Annotated in this window: 13 protein-coding genes and 1 tRNA gene; 5 read left to right on the top strand and 9 right to left on the bottom strand. The window is 68.8% G+C overall.

All coding sequences use genetic code 11. The features are described 5' to 3' along the window. Positions 1–44: 44 nt before the first annotated feature. Positions 45–266 (bottom strand): hypothetical protein, encoded by a 222-nt coding sequence (locus QEG98_RS26840; RefSeq protein ID WP_316563304.1) that lies wholly within the window; start codon positions 264–266, stop codon positions 45–47. A gap of 317 nt (positions 267–583) precedes the next feature. Here QEG98_RS26840 and QEG98_RS26835 point away from each other — a divergent pair, with 317 nt between their 5' ends. Then, the gene (locus QEG98_RS26835; protein WP_316567969.1) at positions 584–2146 is read left to right on the top strand and encodes an alkaline phosphatase family protein; all 1563 of its coding nucleotides are present in this window, start codon (positions 584–586) and stop codon (positions 2144–2146) included. Further along, positions 2143–3231, top strand: a complete 1089-nt coding sequence (locus QEG98_RS26830; RefSeq protein WP_316563303.1) for a lysylphosphatidylglycerol synthase transmembrane domain-containing protein — start codon at positions 2143–2145, stop codon at positions 3229–3231. Before QEG98_RS26835 ends, QEG98_RS26830 begins: the two co-directional genes overlap by 4 nt. Positions 3232–3287: 56 nt before the next feature. Here the strand turns inward: QEG98_RS26830 and QEG98_RS26825 are convergent. The 7 genes from QEG98_RS26825 to QEG98_RS26795 all read right to left on the bottom strand — a co-directional run bounded on the left by QEG98_RS26825 (position 3288) and on the right by QEG98_RS26795 (position 8626). After that, positions 3288–3371 (bottom strand) — tRNA-Leu (locus QEG98_RS26825). A gap of 83 nt (positions 3372–3454) precedes the next feature. Further along, positions 3455–3832 (bottom strand): 2Fe-2S iron-sulfur cluster-binding protein, encoded by a 378-nt coding sequence (locus QEG98_RS26820; protein ID WP_316563302.1) that lies wholly within the window; start codon positions 3830–3832, stop codon positions 3455–3457. A 1-nt stretch (position 3833) separates the two neighbouring features. Beyond that, positions 3834–5681, bottom strand: a complete 1848-nt coding sequence (gene hscA / locus QEG98_RS26815) for a Fe-S protein assembly chaperone HscA (RefSeq protein ID WP_316563301.1) — start codon at positions 5679–5681, stop codon at positions 3834–3836. After that, entirely contained in the window at positions 5678–6235 is a 558-nt protein-coding gene (gene hscB, locus QEG98_RS26810) for a Fe-S protein assembly co-chaperone HscB (RefSeq protein ID WP_316563300.1), read from the bottom strand. Before hscB ends, hscA begins: the two co-directional genes overlap by 4 nt. A gap of 107 nt (positions 6236–6342) precedes the next feature. After that, positions 6343–6741 carry a HesB/IscA family protein gene (locus QEG98_RS26805; protein WP_002634234.1) on the bottom strand — a complete coding sequence of 133 codons (399 nt, stop codon included), beginning with the start codon at positions 6739–6741 and terminating at the stop codon, positions 6343–6345. A gap of 25 nt (positions 6742–6766) precedes the next feature. Continuing rightward, on the bottom strand, positions 6767–7168 hold the full coding sequence (gene iscU / locus QEG98_RS26800; RefSeq protein ID WP_002634235.1) for a Fe-S cluster assembly scaffold IscU: 402 nt from the start codon (positions 7166–7168) through the stop codon (positions 6767–6769). Positions 7169–7264: 96 nt separating this feature from the next. Next, positions 7265–8626, bottom strand: coding sequence for an IscS subfamily cysteine desulfurase (locus QEG98_RS26795; RefSeq protein WP_228558617.1), 1362 nt, complete (start codon positions 8624–8626; stop codon positions 7265–7267). A 347-nt stretch (positions 8627–8973) separates the two neighbouring features. Here QEG98_RS26795 and QEG98_RS26790 point away from each other — a divergent pair, with 347 nt between their 5' ends. From QEG98_RS26790 to QEG98_RS26780, 3 genes are read left to right on the top strand one after another with little or no spacing between them, the layout of a single operon-like run. Beyond that, positions 8974–10875, top strand: coding sequence for an SPFH domain-containing protein (locus QEG98_RS26790; protein WP_316563299.1), 1902 nt, complete (start codon positions 8974–8976; stop codon positions 10873–10875). A gap of 57 nt (positions 10876–10932) precedes the next feature. Next, entirely contained in the window at positions 10933–11931 is a 999-nt protein-coding gene (locus QEG98_RS26785; protein ID WP_316563298.1) for a protein-disulfide reductase DsbD family protein, read from the top strand. Then, positions 11856–12374 carry a thioredoxin family protein gene (locus QEG98_RS26780; protein ID WP_316563297.1) on the top strand — a complete coding sequence of 173 codons (519 nt, stop codon included), beginning with the start codon at positions 11856–11858 and terminating at the stop codon, positions 12372–12374. Before QEG98_RS26785 ends, QEG98_RS26780 begins: the two co-directional genes overlap by 76 nt. Positions 12375–12458: 84 nt before the next feature. On the opposite strand, the gene QEG98_RS26775 is transcribed toward QEG98_RS26780, so the two are convergent. After that, positions 12459–12887, bottom strand: a complete 429-nt coding sequence (locus tag QEG98_RS26775) for a thiol-disulfide oxidoreductase DCC family protein (protein ID WP_201421450.1) — start codon at positions 12885–12887, stop codon at positions 12459–12461. Between the last annotated feature and the right edge of the window lie 111 nt (positions 12888–12998).

The raw sequence follows: 12998 nt of genomic DNA, 5'->3' as shown, positions 1-12998 counted from the left end.
CCGCCTCACTGAAAGCTACGCAGTAATCTCTCGAACTCACTGTCTCACTCGCGTTGACAGGTTCCGCGATTGCCCGCGCCGAAGAAAGGGTTGCGAATCTCTCGCCGGTAATCCAGCCGACCTTCCACGCGCAGCGGCCCGAGCAGCTTCGGCCCGTCGTAGCGCAGTGAGTGGCTCTGCACGCCCCGGTTGCTGAAGAATACCTGCGCGCTGATGGCGTGTGCGTAGGGCTCCTTTCCTGGTGCATAGAGGTACATCCCGCCCACGGTTAGCCCATGCCCAGGTCCGAGCTGAAGCTCACCAGGGGAATGGCAATCGCATCGAAGCCAGAGTTCCTCGCGGGATCGAGCCCGGGGAAGCGCTCAGGCTGACGAGGAGGACGGCCGCAGCGGGAATGCGCATGAAGAGGCTGCGGGGGATGCCCGGGTGGCGGCGTTTCTTCCCGCGCCCATGAGCCTCGGCGGTTGCCCGCCCGCTCTCCTGGAAGGCGACTCACTCCCTGGGGCGGCTGTCCTCTCAAGTGCTCATCTTGGCTGCCGGAGGAGGGGAGGCGACACCCGTGAGCGCTGTGCTTCCACCAGCGATGCATCTCTGGGCTCACGGCCTCGTGCGCCGGGTTCGGGAGAAGGTTCCACCCGCGCCAGGACGCAGGGCGAGGAAGCTGCTCCTCGTCCACCTGGATGGCGTCCCGAAGAGCCTGCTGGATGAAGCGCTCGTCGCGGGGCGCATGCCATTCCTATCGCGGCTCGTCCGCTCGGGGGCCTTCCACCTGGACGAGGCCTTCTGGGGATCGCCCACGTCAACGCCTTACTTCCAGGCAGGCCTGCTCTACGGCATGCGCCACTCCAACCTGCCGGCCTACTCGTGGTTCGACCGCGAGCTGGGCCGCAAGGTCCAGATGAACACCCCGGCGGATGCGCTGGCCATCGATCAGCGCCTGCGCGGTGCGGGCCGCACCAGTCTGCTCGATGGTGGGGGCCACGGGTATTTCTCCCTGTTCCGAGCGGGAGCAGAGAACGCGCTGAGCATGAGCACGCTGGCCAGCTTCGAGCAGATGTCACGCGCGTTCTCCTACGAGATGCTGGGGTTGCTCAGTGCGCGCACTCGCGGCATCTGGGACTACCTGCGCTCGCTGGGCATGGACACCTGGGCCGCGGCGCGCGAAGTCATCCACTGGGCTCGCGGGCTCCACGACTGGCGCCACGAGCCGGCCTTCCTCTTCAGCCACGTCTTCCTCCAGCGGCTGGGTTGGAGCTTCGCCTTCACCAAGTCACTGGTGGACATGGCGCGAGGCGTGCCCGTCATCTACCTGGTCTACGGTAACTACGATGAGGTTGCCCACCGTCGGGGGCCGCGCTCCGGACAAGCCCGCGCCGAGCTGCACCGCGTGGATGCGTACCTCGCGGAGTTGTACGCTGTGGCGGGCGCGGTGGAGCAGCCCTACGACGTCGTCTTCCTCTCCGACCACGGGCACGTGGACTGTCTGCCCTGGGAGCAGCGGAGGGGCCAACCTCTGGACCAGTGGTTGATGGCGCCCCACGGCGACGGACCCCTCTCCGACGATGTGGTCCGCGGACTCTGCGACGGAAGGACTCGACCGGAGCCGGACACCCGGCCGCGAGCGCCATTCACGCCGGTGGCCGTCGACTGCGGCAACTTCGCCCATGTGTACTTGTCCGGCGAGCCCCATCCGCTGGAAGCCATCTCCCTGCTCGCACGCCACCCGGAGGTCCTGGCCCGGGTGACGCGGAGCCCGGACATCGGCCTCGTCGCGCTGCGAAGGGGCAACAGCGCGGTCGCGCTCGTGCGCGACGGTGTCTACACCGTGGACACGCTGGACCGGGCCCCACTGTCCACCGAATTCAGCAAGCGCGCGGTGGCGGACTTCCTCCGCGTACTCCCAACCATGTCCACCGCGGGCGACCTGGTCCTCTTCGGCGAAGCCGTGCAGCGCGGTGGCACCGTGGGCTTTGCCTGGGAGTTCGGCTCGCACGGAGGACTGACTCGCACGGAGGCCAACAGCCTGGTGTGTTGGCCCGCGAAGGCGCCCGTGGACCTGTCCGGCCTTTCGCACTGCGTACAGCTCCATGAGCGGCTCGCGGCGGCCTATCTCGACAACACCCCACGACTTCGGTTGGTGCCGTGAAGGGGAGGGCGAGGCACGCCGGAGGCCGGGCGTTGCTCAAGGCGCTGCTCGCCGTCTTCGGGCTCGTGCTGTCCGTCGTCCTGCTGTCCACGGCCTTCTTCAAGTGGAACCTGAGCGGCACGGGGCCGCTGCTCCAGCCGCGCTTCCCGCTGGGGGACTTCGTGAGGGACTTGCCCGGCCACCTCGTGTGGCTGGTGCCCTTCATGCTGCTCCAGGCCTCCATCATCCCGCTGCGTGCGGTGCAGTGGCAGCGCACCCTCCGTCGGCATGTGCCCCTCAAGGAGCGCTACCACCTGGTGGCCATTGGCGCCTTCGTCCACAACGCGCTGCCGGGAAAGCTGGGCGACGTCATGCGCTCGTTCCTCCTGTCGAGGACGCAGCGCATCCCCTTTCTCCGGTGCCTGGGCACCGTGGGCGTCTGCAAGCTGATGGAGTTCGCGGCGCTGATGCTGCTCGTCATGCTGTCGTTGCTGGGCCCCTTCGGCCGGACGCTGTCCCGCTTCGAGGGGGAGCTGAAAGCGGCCGTGTTACTCTGTGTGGGGCTCGTTGCGCTGGTGGTGCTTCTGGCGCACTGGTCCGGCCCGCTCGCCTTCGCGCTGCACCGCCGCCACAAGCTCCCGAGGGTGGAGGGCTTCCTCCACCACGTCAGCGAGGGCCTGGGCACCGCGCGCTCCTTCACCGGCATGGCGAAGGTGTTCGTCTTCTCGGTAGCGCCGGTGCTGGCCTCCGCTTTGGCCTACGGTCTGGCACTCCACGGCATCGGCATCTCGGGCGGCCTCTTCGCCGGAGCCGTGGTGCTGGGGGCCATCTCCCTGGGGCAGTCGCTCCCGGGTGTCCCAGCGGGCATGGGCATCTACTACTTCGTCACGAGTTGGGCGGCCCGCAGCCTGGGGGCCTCGCCGGAGGACGCGGCGGCCTTCGCCACGCTCACGCACCTGGGCACCGTCATCAGCCAGGTCGCCGTGGGAGCCGTCTCCGTCCACCTGCGGAAGATTCGCATCCGCGACCTACGCAAGGGCGGGAGCCTCGCGCGGGAGGCCGCGAACCACGTGGCGCACGATGCCGTGGAGCCCGCGCGTTCCTGACCCCTGAAAAGCGAAAAGGGGCCCCGGTTTGAAACCGGGGCCCCTTCTCAACTTTGTGCCCAGGAGAGGACTCGAACCTCCATGCCCTTGCAGGCGCTAGACCCTGAATCTAGTGTGTCTACCAATTCCACCACCTGGGCAGGTGGGGCATCGCGGTGCGGCGCTGCGATGGGCCGGACGTATAGAGCTACTGCCCGGCCCCGTCAAGCACTACGTAACAACCTCACTTCTTCAGCGGCCATTTTCCTTCGGCCTCGAGCGAACGGCGCAGGACGGGGTTCTCGTCCATGAAGGCGGTGAGGGACTCCTCGGTGATTTCGACCAGGATGTCCTCGGCGCCCAGCTCCGTCTGGCAGCTCAACCGGGAATAGGGGCGGACGTCGAAGCCCATGTCCAGGCGGTCCGCCTCCGCGTCCGTCTGCTCGCTCAGCGAGTCGAGGCCCTTGCGGATCCAGATATGGCAGGTGGAGCAGCCGCAGACCCCGCCACAGCTATGCCCCACCTGGGCGCCGCAGGCCTCGGCGGCGTCCAGCAGGGTGGTGCCGGTGGGCACGTCGGCGCTGACCTCGGCCAGGGGGCTCTTGAAAGTCACCTTGGGCACGTCAGTAGTCCTCCACGGAGTGGCCAGCCACCACCTGGGTGATGGCCTGATTCATCACCCGCTCGATGAAGGGGCGGGACGCCTCGTCCAGCGCGTGCACGGCCTCCTTCAGCTTCAGGTGGTCCTCGCCCTTCATCAGCTCGCGAACCCGGGCGATGGCGGAGTCGATGGTGGCGCGCTCCCCTTCCTGGAGCAGCGAGCCGTGCTCGCCCAGCTGCCGGTCCGCCTCGGCCAGGACGCGCTCGGCGTCCACCCGCTGCTCGCGGACCTGCCGGGCCTGGATGTCGTCCTCGGCGTAGTCGATGGAGTCGAGCAGCATCTGCTCAATCTCCTCATCCGTGAGGCCGTGGCTGGGCTTCACGGTGATCGACTGGCTGACGCCGGTGCTCTGCTCCTGCGCGCTGACGGAGAGGATGCCGTCGGCGTCTACCTGGAAGCGGACCTCCACCCGGGCCATGCCCGCGGCCATGGGCGGAATGCCGGACAGGGTGAAGCGCGCCAGACTGCGGTTGTCCTCCACCAGCTCGCGCTCGCCCTGGAGCACGTGGACGTCCAGGCCCGTCTGCCCATCCTTGAAGGTGGTGAACACCTGGCCCGCAGTGGTGGGGATGGTGGAGTTGCGCTGAATCAGCTTCTCCACGATGCCGCCCATCGTCTCCAAACCCAGGGAGAGGGGAATCACGTCCAGCAGCAGCACGTCGTCCTGCCGGTCCGCCGTGGTGAGCAGGTTGGCCAGCACCGCGGCGCCCAGCGCCACCACCTGGTCCGGGTCGATGTCGCCCAGCGGCTCACGGCCGAACAGCTCCGCCACGTAGCGGCGCACCGCCGGCACGCGCGTGGCGCCGCCGACCAGGATGACGCCGTCCAGCTCCCCGGCCGTCACGCCCGCGTCCTTCATGGCCCGCCGGCACACCGTACCCGTCTTCTGCACGAAGGGCTGAACCCAGGCGTCGAAGTCCTCGCGCTTCACCGAGTGCGTCTGCCCGCCCGCGGAGAACTCCACCGAAGCCGCGTCGGTGAGCGCTTCCTTGGCCTTGCGCGAGGCCGCCAGCACCTCCGCCACCAGGGCGGGAGCCGGCGCCTCGGACGCGCCCAGCGTCTCCAGCACGCGCTGCGCAATCGCCCGGTCGAAGTCATCGCCACCCAGCGCGGAGTCGCCGCCGGTGGACTTCACCTCGAACACGCCGTCCACCAGCTTGAGGATGGAGATGTCGAAGGTGCCGCCGCCCAAATCGTAGACGGCGAAGGTGCCCTGGCTGCCCTTGTCCAGGCCGTAGGCCAGCGCGGCGGCGGTGGGCTCGTTGAGCAGCCGCAGCACCTCCAGCCCGGCCAGCCGGCCCGCGTCCTTGGTGGCCTGCCGCTGGGTGTCGTCGAAGTAGGCGGGCACGGTGATGACGGCCTGCTCCACTTTGGTGGAGAAGTGCGCTTCCGCGCGGCGCTTGAGGGCGCGCAGCACCTCACCGGAGACTTCAATGGGCGTGACCGGCGTGCCGCCCGCCACGTCGAAGCGCACCACCTTGGCGCCGGGCGCGAACTTGTAGTGCCCCAGCTTGCGCGTCTCCGCGTCGTCCGGGCTGCGCCCCATGAAGCGCTTCACGGAGGCGATGGTGTCAGTGGGGTGCTCGGACGCCAGCTTCCGGGCCCGGGCGCCCACCACCACGCCGCCGTCCTTCGCGTAGTGCACGACGGAAGGGAGGAACAGCGCGTCGCCCTCGTCCACCGGGACGCAGACGGGCTGGTCCTTCACCACCGCCGCCACCAGCGAGTTCGTCGTGCCCAGGTCGATGCCCACCGCCTGCCCTTTGGGCTTCAGCGGGTCGTGAATCTGAAGGTAGCCGTTCTTGCTCACGCCTGAATCTCCTCCTCGAACGCGTCCACCTGCTCGAGGAAGCGCGTGAAGTAGCGCACCCGCCCCAGCGCGTGCGATGCCTTTCTCACTTGTTCCTGCCCGCCGTCCCCCGGCTCGCCCGCCTCCAGGGTGCGAAGCGACTCCGCCGCCTCGGTGAGGGCCGCCTTCTTCCGGGCCTCCACGTCGTCCGCCATGGCCCGGGCGCGGCCCAGGTCCTTCTTCGCCATGGCGGTGTCCAGCGACTCGCGCAGGTCCATGACCTCCTCCAGGAAGGCCAGGGGCATGTCCTTCTGGGCGCCCGCGTCCTCGCGGTCCAGGTCGATACCGTGCAGCTTGAGCAGGTAGAAGGCGCGGCGCACCGGGTCCTTCAACGTCTTGAAGGCCTCGTTGAGGGCGGTGGTGCCCTCCAGGGCCTGCAGGCGCTCGCGGGCGCCGGCCTGTGCCACGCGGTCCGGATGGAGCTGCAACGACAGCTCGCGGTACTGCTTCTCCAGCGCCGGCACGTCCACGTCATAGGCGCGCTTCAGGCCGAAGACGTCGAAGTGGGTCCTCAAAGGGGGCTCTCCAATGCGGGGAGGGGACAAACGAAAAGGGCCCGGCGGCTGGCCGGGCCCGCGTGGCGGCGACTCCGCCCAGAAGGGGCGGAGCGCTTGCTGTCGCGTCAGACGGAGAAGCTTTCTCCGCAGCCGCAGGCCGCCTTGATGTTGGGGTTGTTCAGCTTGAAGCCGGAGGCCATGAGCGTCTGCTCGAACACCAGCTCGGTACCGATGAGGTACAGGTAGCTCTTCGGGTCCACGAAGACGCGCACGCCGTCCTTCTCGAAAATCTTGTCGCGCTCGCGGGACTTCTCCGACCACTCCATGGAGTACTGGAGGCCCGAGCACCCGCCGCCCTTCACGGCCAGCCGCAAGCCCGCTTCAGGCGTCTGCCGCTGCTCCAGCAGCTCCTTCAGCCGGGCCACCGCGCTGTCGGCAATGGTGATGCCCTTGGGGGGCTTGGCCACGGGCGCGGTGGCAGGCGCCTGGCGCTGCGTCGTCTCCTGGGTCGCCTGTTCGCTCATGGTTCGCCTCTCCCTTTCCCGAACGTCAGGACGCCTTGGCCTGACGCGCGGCGCGCTTCTTCTTGAAGTCCTCGATGGCCGCCTTGATGGCGTCCTCGGCCAGCACGGAGCAGTGAATCTTCACCGGCGGCAGCGACAGCTCGCGGGCCACGTCCTTGTTGGAGATGGTCATCGCCTGGTCCACCGTCTTGCCCTTCACCCATTCGGTGACGAGCGACGACGAGGCAATGGCCGACCCGCAGCCGAACGTCTTGAAGCGGGCGTCCTCGATGAGCCCGTCCTCGGAGATCTTGAGCTGCAGGCGCATCACGTCGCCGCAAGCGGGCGCGCCCACCAGGCCGGTGCCCACGTTCGGGTCTTCCTTGTCGAGCGTCCCGACGTTCCGGGGGTTCTCGTAGTGCTCGATGACCTTGTCGCTGTAAGCCATGCCTGCTCCTTCAACGGATGCTTCTCACCAAAGGTTCCGGCGGGCAATGCCCTCCGGGCGAGGAGGCTCGCGCCCCCCTGTCTACCTGAGAAGGCGCTAGTGCGCCGTCCACTCGATGCTCTTGAGGTCGATGCCTTCCTTGGCCATCTCGTAGAGCGGGCTCATGTCGCGCAGCTTGCGGACCTTGTCCACTACGAGGTTCACCACGTAGTCGACTTCCTCTTCCGTGGTGAAGCGGCCCAGGCCGAAGCGGATGGAACTGTGCGCCAGTTCCTCGTCCACGCCCAGCGCGCGCAGCACGTAGGAGGGCTCCAGGGAGGCGGACGTACACGCCGAGCCGGAGGACACCGCCACGTCCTTGATGCCCATCATCAGGGACTCACCCTCCGCGTGGGCGAAGGAGATGTTGAGGTTGCCCGGCAGCCGGTGCTCCAGCGAGCCGTTGATGGTGGTCATGTCCAGCGCGTCCGTGAGGCCCTTGCGCAGCTTCTCACGCAGGCGAAGGAGTCGCGCCGACTCCTCGGGCAGCTCCTTGCGAGCCAGCTCGGCCGCCATGCCAAAGCCGACGATGGCCGACACGTTCAGCGTGCCGGAGCGCATGCCGCGCTCGTGACCGCCGCCGTCGATGATGGGCGCGATGCGCACGCGCGGCCGGCGGCGCACGTACAGCGCGCCAATGCCCTTGGGGCCGTACATCTTGTGCGAGGTGATGGAGGCCAGGTCCACCTTCATGGCCTCCACGTCGAAGGGCACCTTGCCGATGCCCTGCACCGCGTCGCAGTGGAAGAGCACGCCCTTGGAGCGGCACAGCGCGCCAATCTCCGCGACGGGCTGCACCACGCCAATCTCGTTGTTGGCGAACATGATGGAGACCAGCACCGTCTTCGGCGTCATCGCCGCGGCCAGCTTCTCCAGGCTCACCCGGCCGTCGGGCTCCACGTCCAGGTAGGTGACGCGCGCGCCGCCGGTGGGCAGTTCGGCCCACTTGCGGTACGTCTCGTCGGAGTCCACGTCGTACTTCTTCAGCAGCTCCGACTGGTTGTCCTCGGTGACGTCCTGGCCCGCGAGCTGCGCCAGCCGCAGCAGCTTCAGCTCGTCCAGCCGCTCCTGCCGCACGCGCTCCAGGCGCTTGCAGGTGTCCAGGATGGCCTTGTGCTCCGTCTTGAGGGTGATGATGTGGTCACCCTTGGACTTGTAGAACTCGATGACGCCCTTGATGGCCAGGTTGTCGGACTCGGTGGCGCCCGAGGTGAAGACGATCTCCTGCTCGGCCGCGCCGATGAGCTCGGCCACCTGTTGCCGGGCCTTGTTCACCGCCGCCTCGGCCTTCCAGCCGAACACGTGATTGCGGCTGGCCGCGTTACCGAAATCCTCTCGCAGGTAGGGCAGCATCGCCTCCAGCACCCGCGGGTCCAGCGGGGTGGTGGCGTGGTTGTCCATGTAGATCGGCAGCTTCACCATTGCTTCCAACACCTTCCTGGAGGGGACGTCGACCGGCGCCTCGGAGCGCCTTTGCCGCAGGGGAACCTACACCGTCACACCTGAATGTGGACCGGACTGGTCAAATATAAAAAGGGGCGCCTTCGGGTCAAGCGAACATCAGGAGCGCTGCGGGTGTGGGTGCGTGCTCCCAATAGGACGACTTAAGTCAACGCCGCGCCTTCGTGGATCAGTCCGGGCGCGCCGTCCTGGGAAGAGGTGCCCCAGAATGGCGCACACCCTCCGGCCAACCGCTTGATTTCCTGGCGAGCGCCTCCCTGGCCGGCCGCCTGCACGGGTGGGGGCTACCACAGGGAGGCACGCACATGAGCGCGAAGCAGACGGCCCGCACGAAGGAGGCGCAGGAGACGGGGGAGGGCGGCGGGAGGACCCACCTGGTCCGGATGGACGGAGGGAGCGGAGGCAAGCTGGAACAGCCGCGCTACGTGGACGGATGGCGTGCCGGCAAGCCCGCGGAGGACCCGGAGAAGATGAAGCGCTGGGGGCTCGTCACCGCCCGGCCCAGTGAGTTCCTGGTCCACATGCGGCGCGGCCGGGTGCGGGAGGTCAGCGGCCAGGGCGCCAGCTGCTTCAAGCTGCCGGGGGACTCGGTGGCCATTGTCCCCACCAGCATCCAGCGACTCCAGTTCACCGCGGACCAGGTGACGCACGAGAAGGTGGGCGTGCAGGTGACGGGGCTGGCGGTGTACCGGATTGCGGACCCGCTGGTGGCCTTCCGCATGCTCAACTTCTCCTTCCCGGAGCGCGCGCAGGAGAAGCTGGCGGAGCTGCTGCGGGAGATGTTCGTCGGCGCCGCGCGGCGGCTGGTGGCGAACATGTCGGTGGAGGAGTGCCTCTCCAAGCGCAAGGAGGGCATCGCCGCGGAGCTGGTGCGCGAAATCGCGCCCGTGCTCTCCGGCCGAGGCCGCCTGGAGGACCAGACGGACGCGGGCTGGGGCGTCATCCTGGACACGATTGAAATCCAGGACGTGCGCGTCCTGTCCTCCACCGTCTTCGCCAACATGCAGGCGCGCTTCCGCCATGAACAGGAGCGGCAGGCGCGTGAGGCGGAGCTGGCCAAGGAGCGCTTCGTCCACCGCGAGGAGACAGAAGCCGAGCGGCAGCTGAGCCTCCAGCGGCTGGCGGCCGAAGAGGAGGTGCGCCAGAAGAAGCAGACAGCGGAGGAGCAGGCCCGGCTGGAGGCGCTGGCGGTGGAGGCGCGCGTGGCCGAGGCGAAGCTCGCCCAGGAGCGCACGCTGAAGCAGGAGCAGGCCACCGTGGAGCGCGAGGTGGCGCTGGCGAAGATGGCCGCCGAGCAGGAGGTCCGCCAGAAGAAGCAGGTGGCCGACGAACAGGCGAAGTTGGATGCGCTGGCCGCGGAGTCCCGCCTGTCCGACGCGAAGATCGTCTCCGAGCGGGCGCTGGCCGTCAGCCGCGCGCAGGTGGAGATGGAGAAGCTCCAGCGCGAACAGGACGCGGAGGTCGCGCGCCAGCGCGTGGCCCTGGAGAAGCTCAAGCGCGAGCAGGACACCGAGGCCGGTCGCGCGAAGCTGGAGTTGGAGAAGCTGAAGCTGGCGCAGGAGTCCGAGGCCGCGCAGGCGAAAATCGAGCTGGTGCGGCTCCAGCGCGCGCAGGAGGCGGAGAACGCCAAGGCGCAGATGGAGCTGGCGCGGCAGCAGCGTGAGCAGGAGCTGGAGCTGTCACGCCAGCGGCACGAGCAGGAGGTGGAGCTGGCGAAGCTGCGCCGCGAGCAGGAGGAGGCCGGCGCCAAGGCGCAGCTGGAGCTGGAGCGCCTGCGCCGCGAGCACGAACAGGCCACCGCGTGGCACGAGGTGCAGATGGCCGCGCACCAGCAGGAGGCCGAACGGCTCCACGCGGAGCTCCAGGTGGTGCAGGCCCGGCGGTCCATCGTGGAGACAGAGGTGGTCATCGCTGAGCTGAGTGTGCGCAAGGACCGGGCGCAGCAGGACCTGGAGCTGGGCAAGGCGCGTGCGCTGCGCGACATCGAGAACAGCGTCAGCCCGGAGGTCATCCAGATGACCCTGGCGCAGCAGCTCCCGCAGGTGGCCGCGGCCTTCCAGCAGAAGATGGGCGAGGTGCACGTCACCGCGGTGGATGGGGCCAATCCATTTGGTTACATCGCCGCCGCGGTGGAGGGCGTCATGGGGCTGGCACGCTCCGCCGGCCTGAAGACGCCTGCTTCCCCGCTTGCCCCTCCAGCGCAGTAGCCCGGGGCCCCCGGCCTGCGTATACAAGGGGGCCTGGGACCACGGAGTCACGCGCGCATGGATGCGAAGAAACTCGGAGTGATGGCGGTGCTGGCCGGAGTGGCGGTGGCCGTGGTGCCATGGCTGCTGCCCACGGGCCCCAACGCCAACCTGGATGCGGCCCGGTTCCTCGAATCCGGCAGCCTCGCGGTGGGCGCGGCGGTGGTGTTCGCGGGTGGGTTGCTCACCGCGCTGACGCCGTGTGTCTATCCGCTCATCCCCATCACCGTGTCCGTCTTCGGCGCGCGCAAGACGGAGGGCCGGGGCCGCGCGCTGCTCCTGACGTCCTCCTACATCGTGGGCATGGGCGTGGTGTTCAGCGCGCTGGGCGTGCTGGCGGCGAAGACGGGCCAGGCGTTCGGTTCGATGCTGGGGCACCCGGCGGTGGTGACGGGCCTGGCGGTGTTCCTGCTGCTGCTGGCCACGTCCATGTTCGGCGCGTTCGAGCTGGCGCTGCCGTCGTCGTTCCAGACGAAGCTCAACGCGGTGGGAGGCGCGGGTGTGGCGGGCGCGTTCCTGATGGGCAGCGTGTCCGGCTTCCTGGCGGCGCCGTGCACCGGCCCGGTGCTGACGGGCCTCCTGGCCTTCGTGGCGAAGTCGGCCAACACCACGCTGGGCGCGTCGCTGCTGTTCGTCTACGCGCTGGGCATCGGCGTGCCGTTCTTCCTCATTGGCGTCTTCACCGTCCGGCTGCCGCGCGGCGGCGTGTGGATGGAGTGGGTGAAGAGCGTGCTGGGCATCATGCTGGTGGCCCTGGCCTTCAGCTACCTCAAGGACGCCTTCCCCTGGGCGCGGGACGTGGTGAAGGGGCTGGGCCTCCACGTGGGCCGGGTGCCGGGGCTGTCATCGCCGCGCTGCTGGTCGCGGTGGGCGTGGCCCTGGGCGCGGTGCACCGCTCGTTCAAGGAGGGCGCGCGGGAGTTCTCGTTCAAGGCGCTGGGCGTGGCGCTCGTCGTCGCGGCGCTGGTGCTGCGCGGCGGTGCGCTGGACGCGGGCCCGGTGGGCACGTTGTGGGTGAGCCTGGGGCTCGCCGAGCCGCCGCGCGCGCCGTCCTGGCAGTGGCACCACGTCATGCCGGCGAAGCAGGCCACCTTCTCCCCGGAGGCCTTCGACCAGGTGCTCGCACAGGCGAAGGCGGAGGGCCGGCCGGTGCTCATCGACTTCTTCGCGGACTGGTGTGCGGCCTGCAAGGAGCTGGACCGCGACACCTACCCCGCGCAGCAGGTCATCTCCGAATCCGACGAGGGGCGCTTCCTCAACATCAAGATTGACGCGACGAACAGCGAGGACTCGCTGGACGCGCTGCTGGAGCGCTTCGATGTGGAGGGCTTGCCCACCGTGGCGTTCATCTCGCCGGAGGGCAAGGTGCTCACCCAGCCACGTGTTACCGGCTTCCTGGCGCCCAGCCCCTTCGCCACGGAGATGAAGAAGGCGCGCTGCACGGACGCCAACGCCTGCTGAGGGCGGGCGTGTGTCAAGCTTCGTCGGAGAGGGTGGGCATCGGGTCCGGTAGCTTCGGATAGCGCAGTCCGGCGATGCGAGGCTTCAGGGCGCGGTCTCCGGAAGGAAGCGGGCTCGCAGCTCGGGCGTGGGGATGCGGCACTGCGCTTCCCGGCCGAACCAGCGGTAGCGGTTGCGCGCGATGATTCGGTAGACGAGGTCGCGCAGCGGCCGGGGCACCACGATGAAAGCGTAGAGAAACCGCCACGGCCCCTTCAGCATCCGCGCGACGCGGAGCGCGGCCGTGGAGCGCTCGTACAGCTTGCCGTCCTGCAGGAGGACGAAGCTGTCCGGTTCCTCCTTGGGCACGACGCCATGCGGCGCCAGCAGCGCGGCGGCCCGCTGGGACTGCAGCGCCGTGAAGCGGATGCGCGCGTCCGGGTCCCGGTCGATGATGAAGAGGACCGTGCCGTTGCACAGGTTGCACACGCCGTCGAAGAGGACCACGGTGTCCGGGGGCTGGGCGCGGGACATGATGCGGCAAGTCTAACAGCCCGCTCCGTCGGGTGACGCCGAAGCGGCGGGGGAATTCCAGACGGGTGTCCCTGCTGCCGCGCCCGTGCATGCCCGGTGTCAGACCCGGGT

Origin of the sequence: Myxococcus sp. MxC21-1 (assembly GCF_032612255.1) — a bacterium.
Lineage (GTDB): Bacteria > Myxococcota > Myxococcia > Myxococcales > Myxococcaceae > Myxococcus > Myxococcus virescens.
Note: the sequence above shows the minus strand (reverse complement) of the source record. Positions and strands in the feature narration are given on the sequence as shown.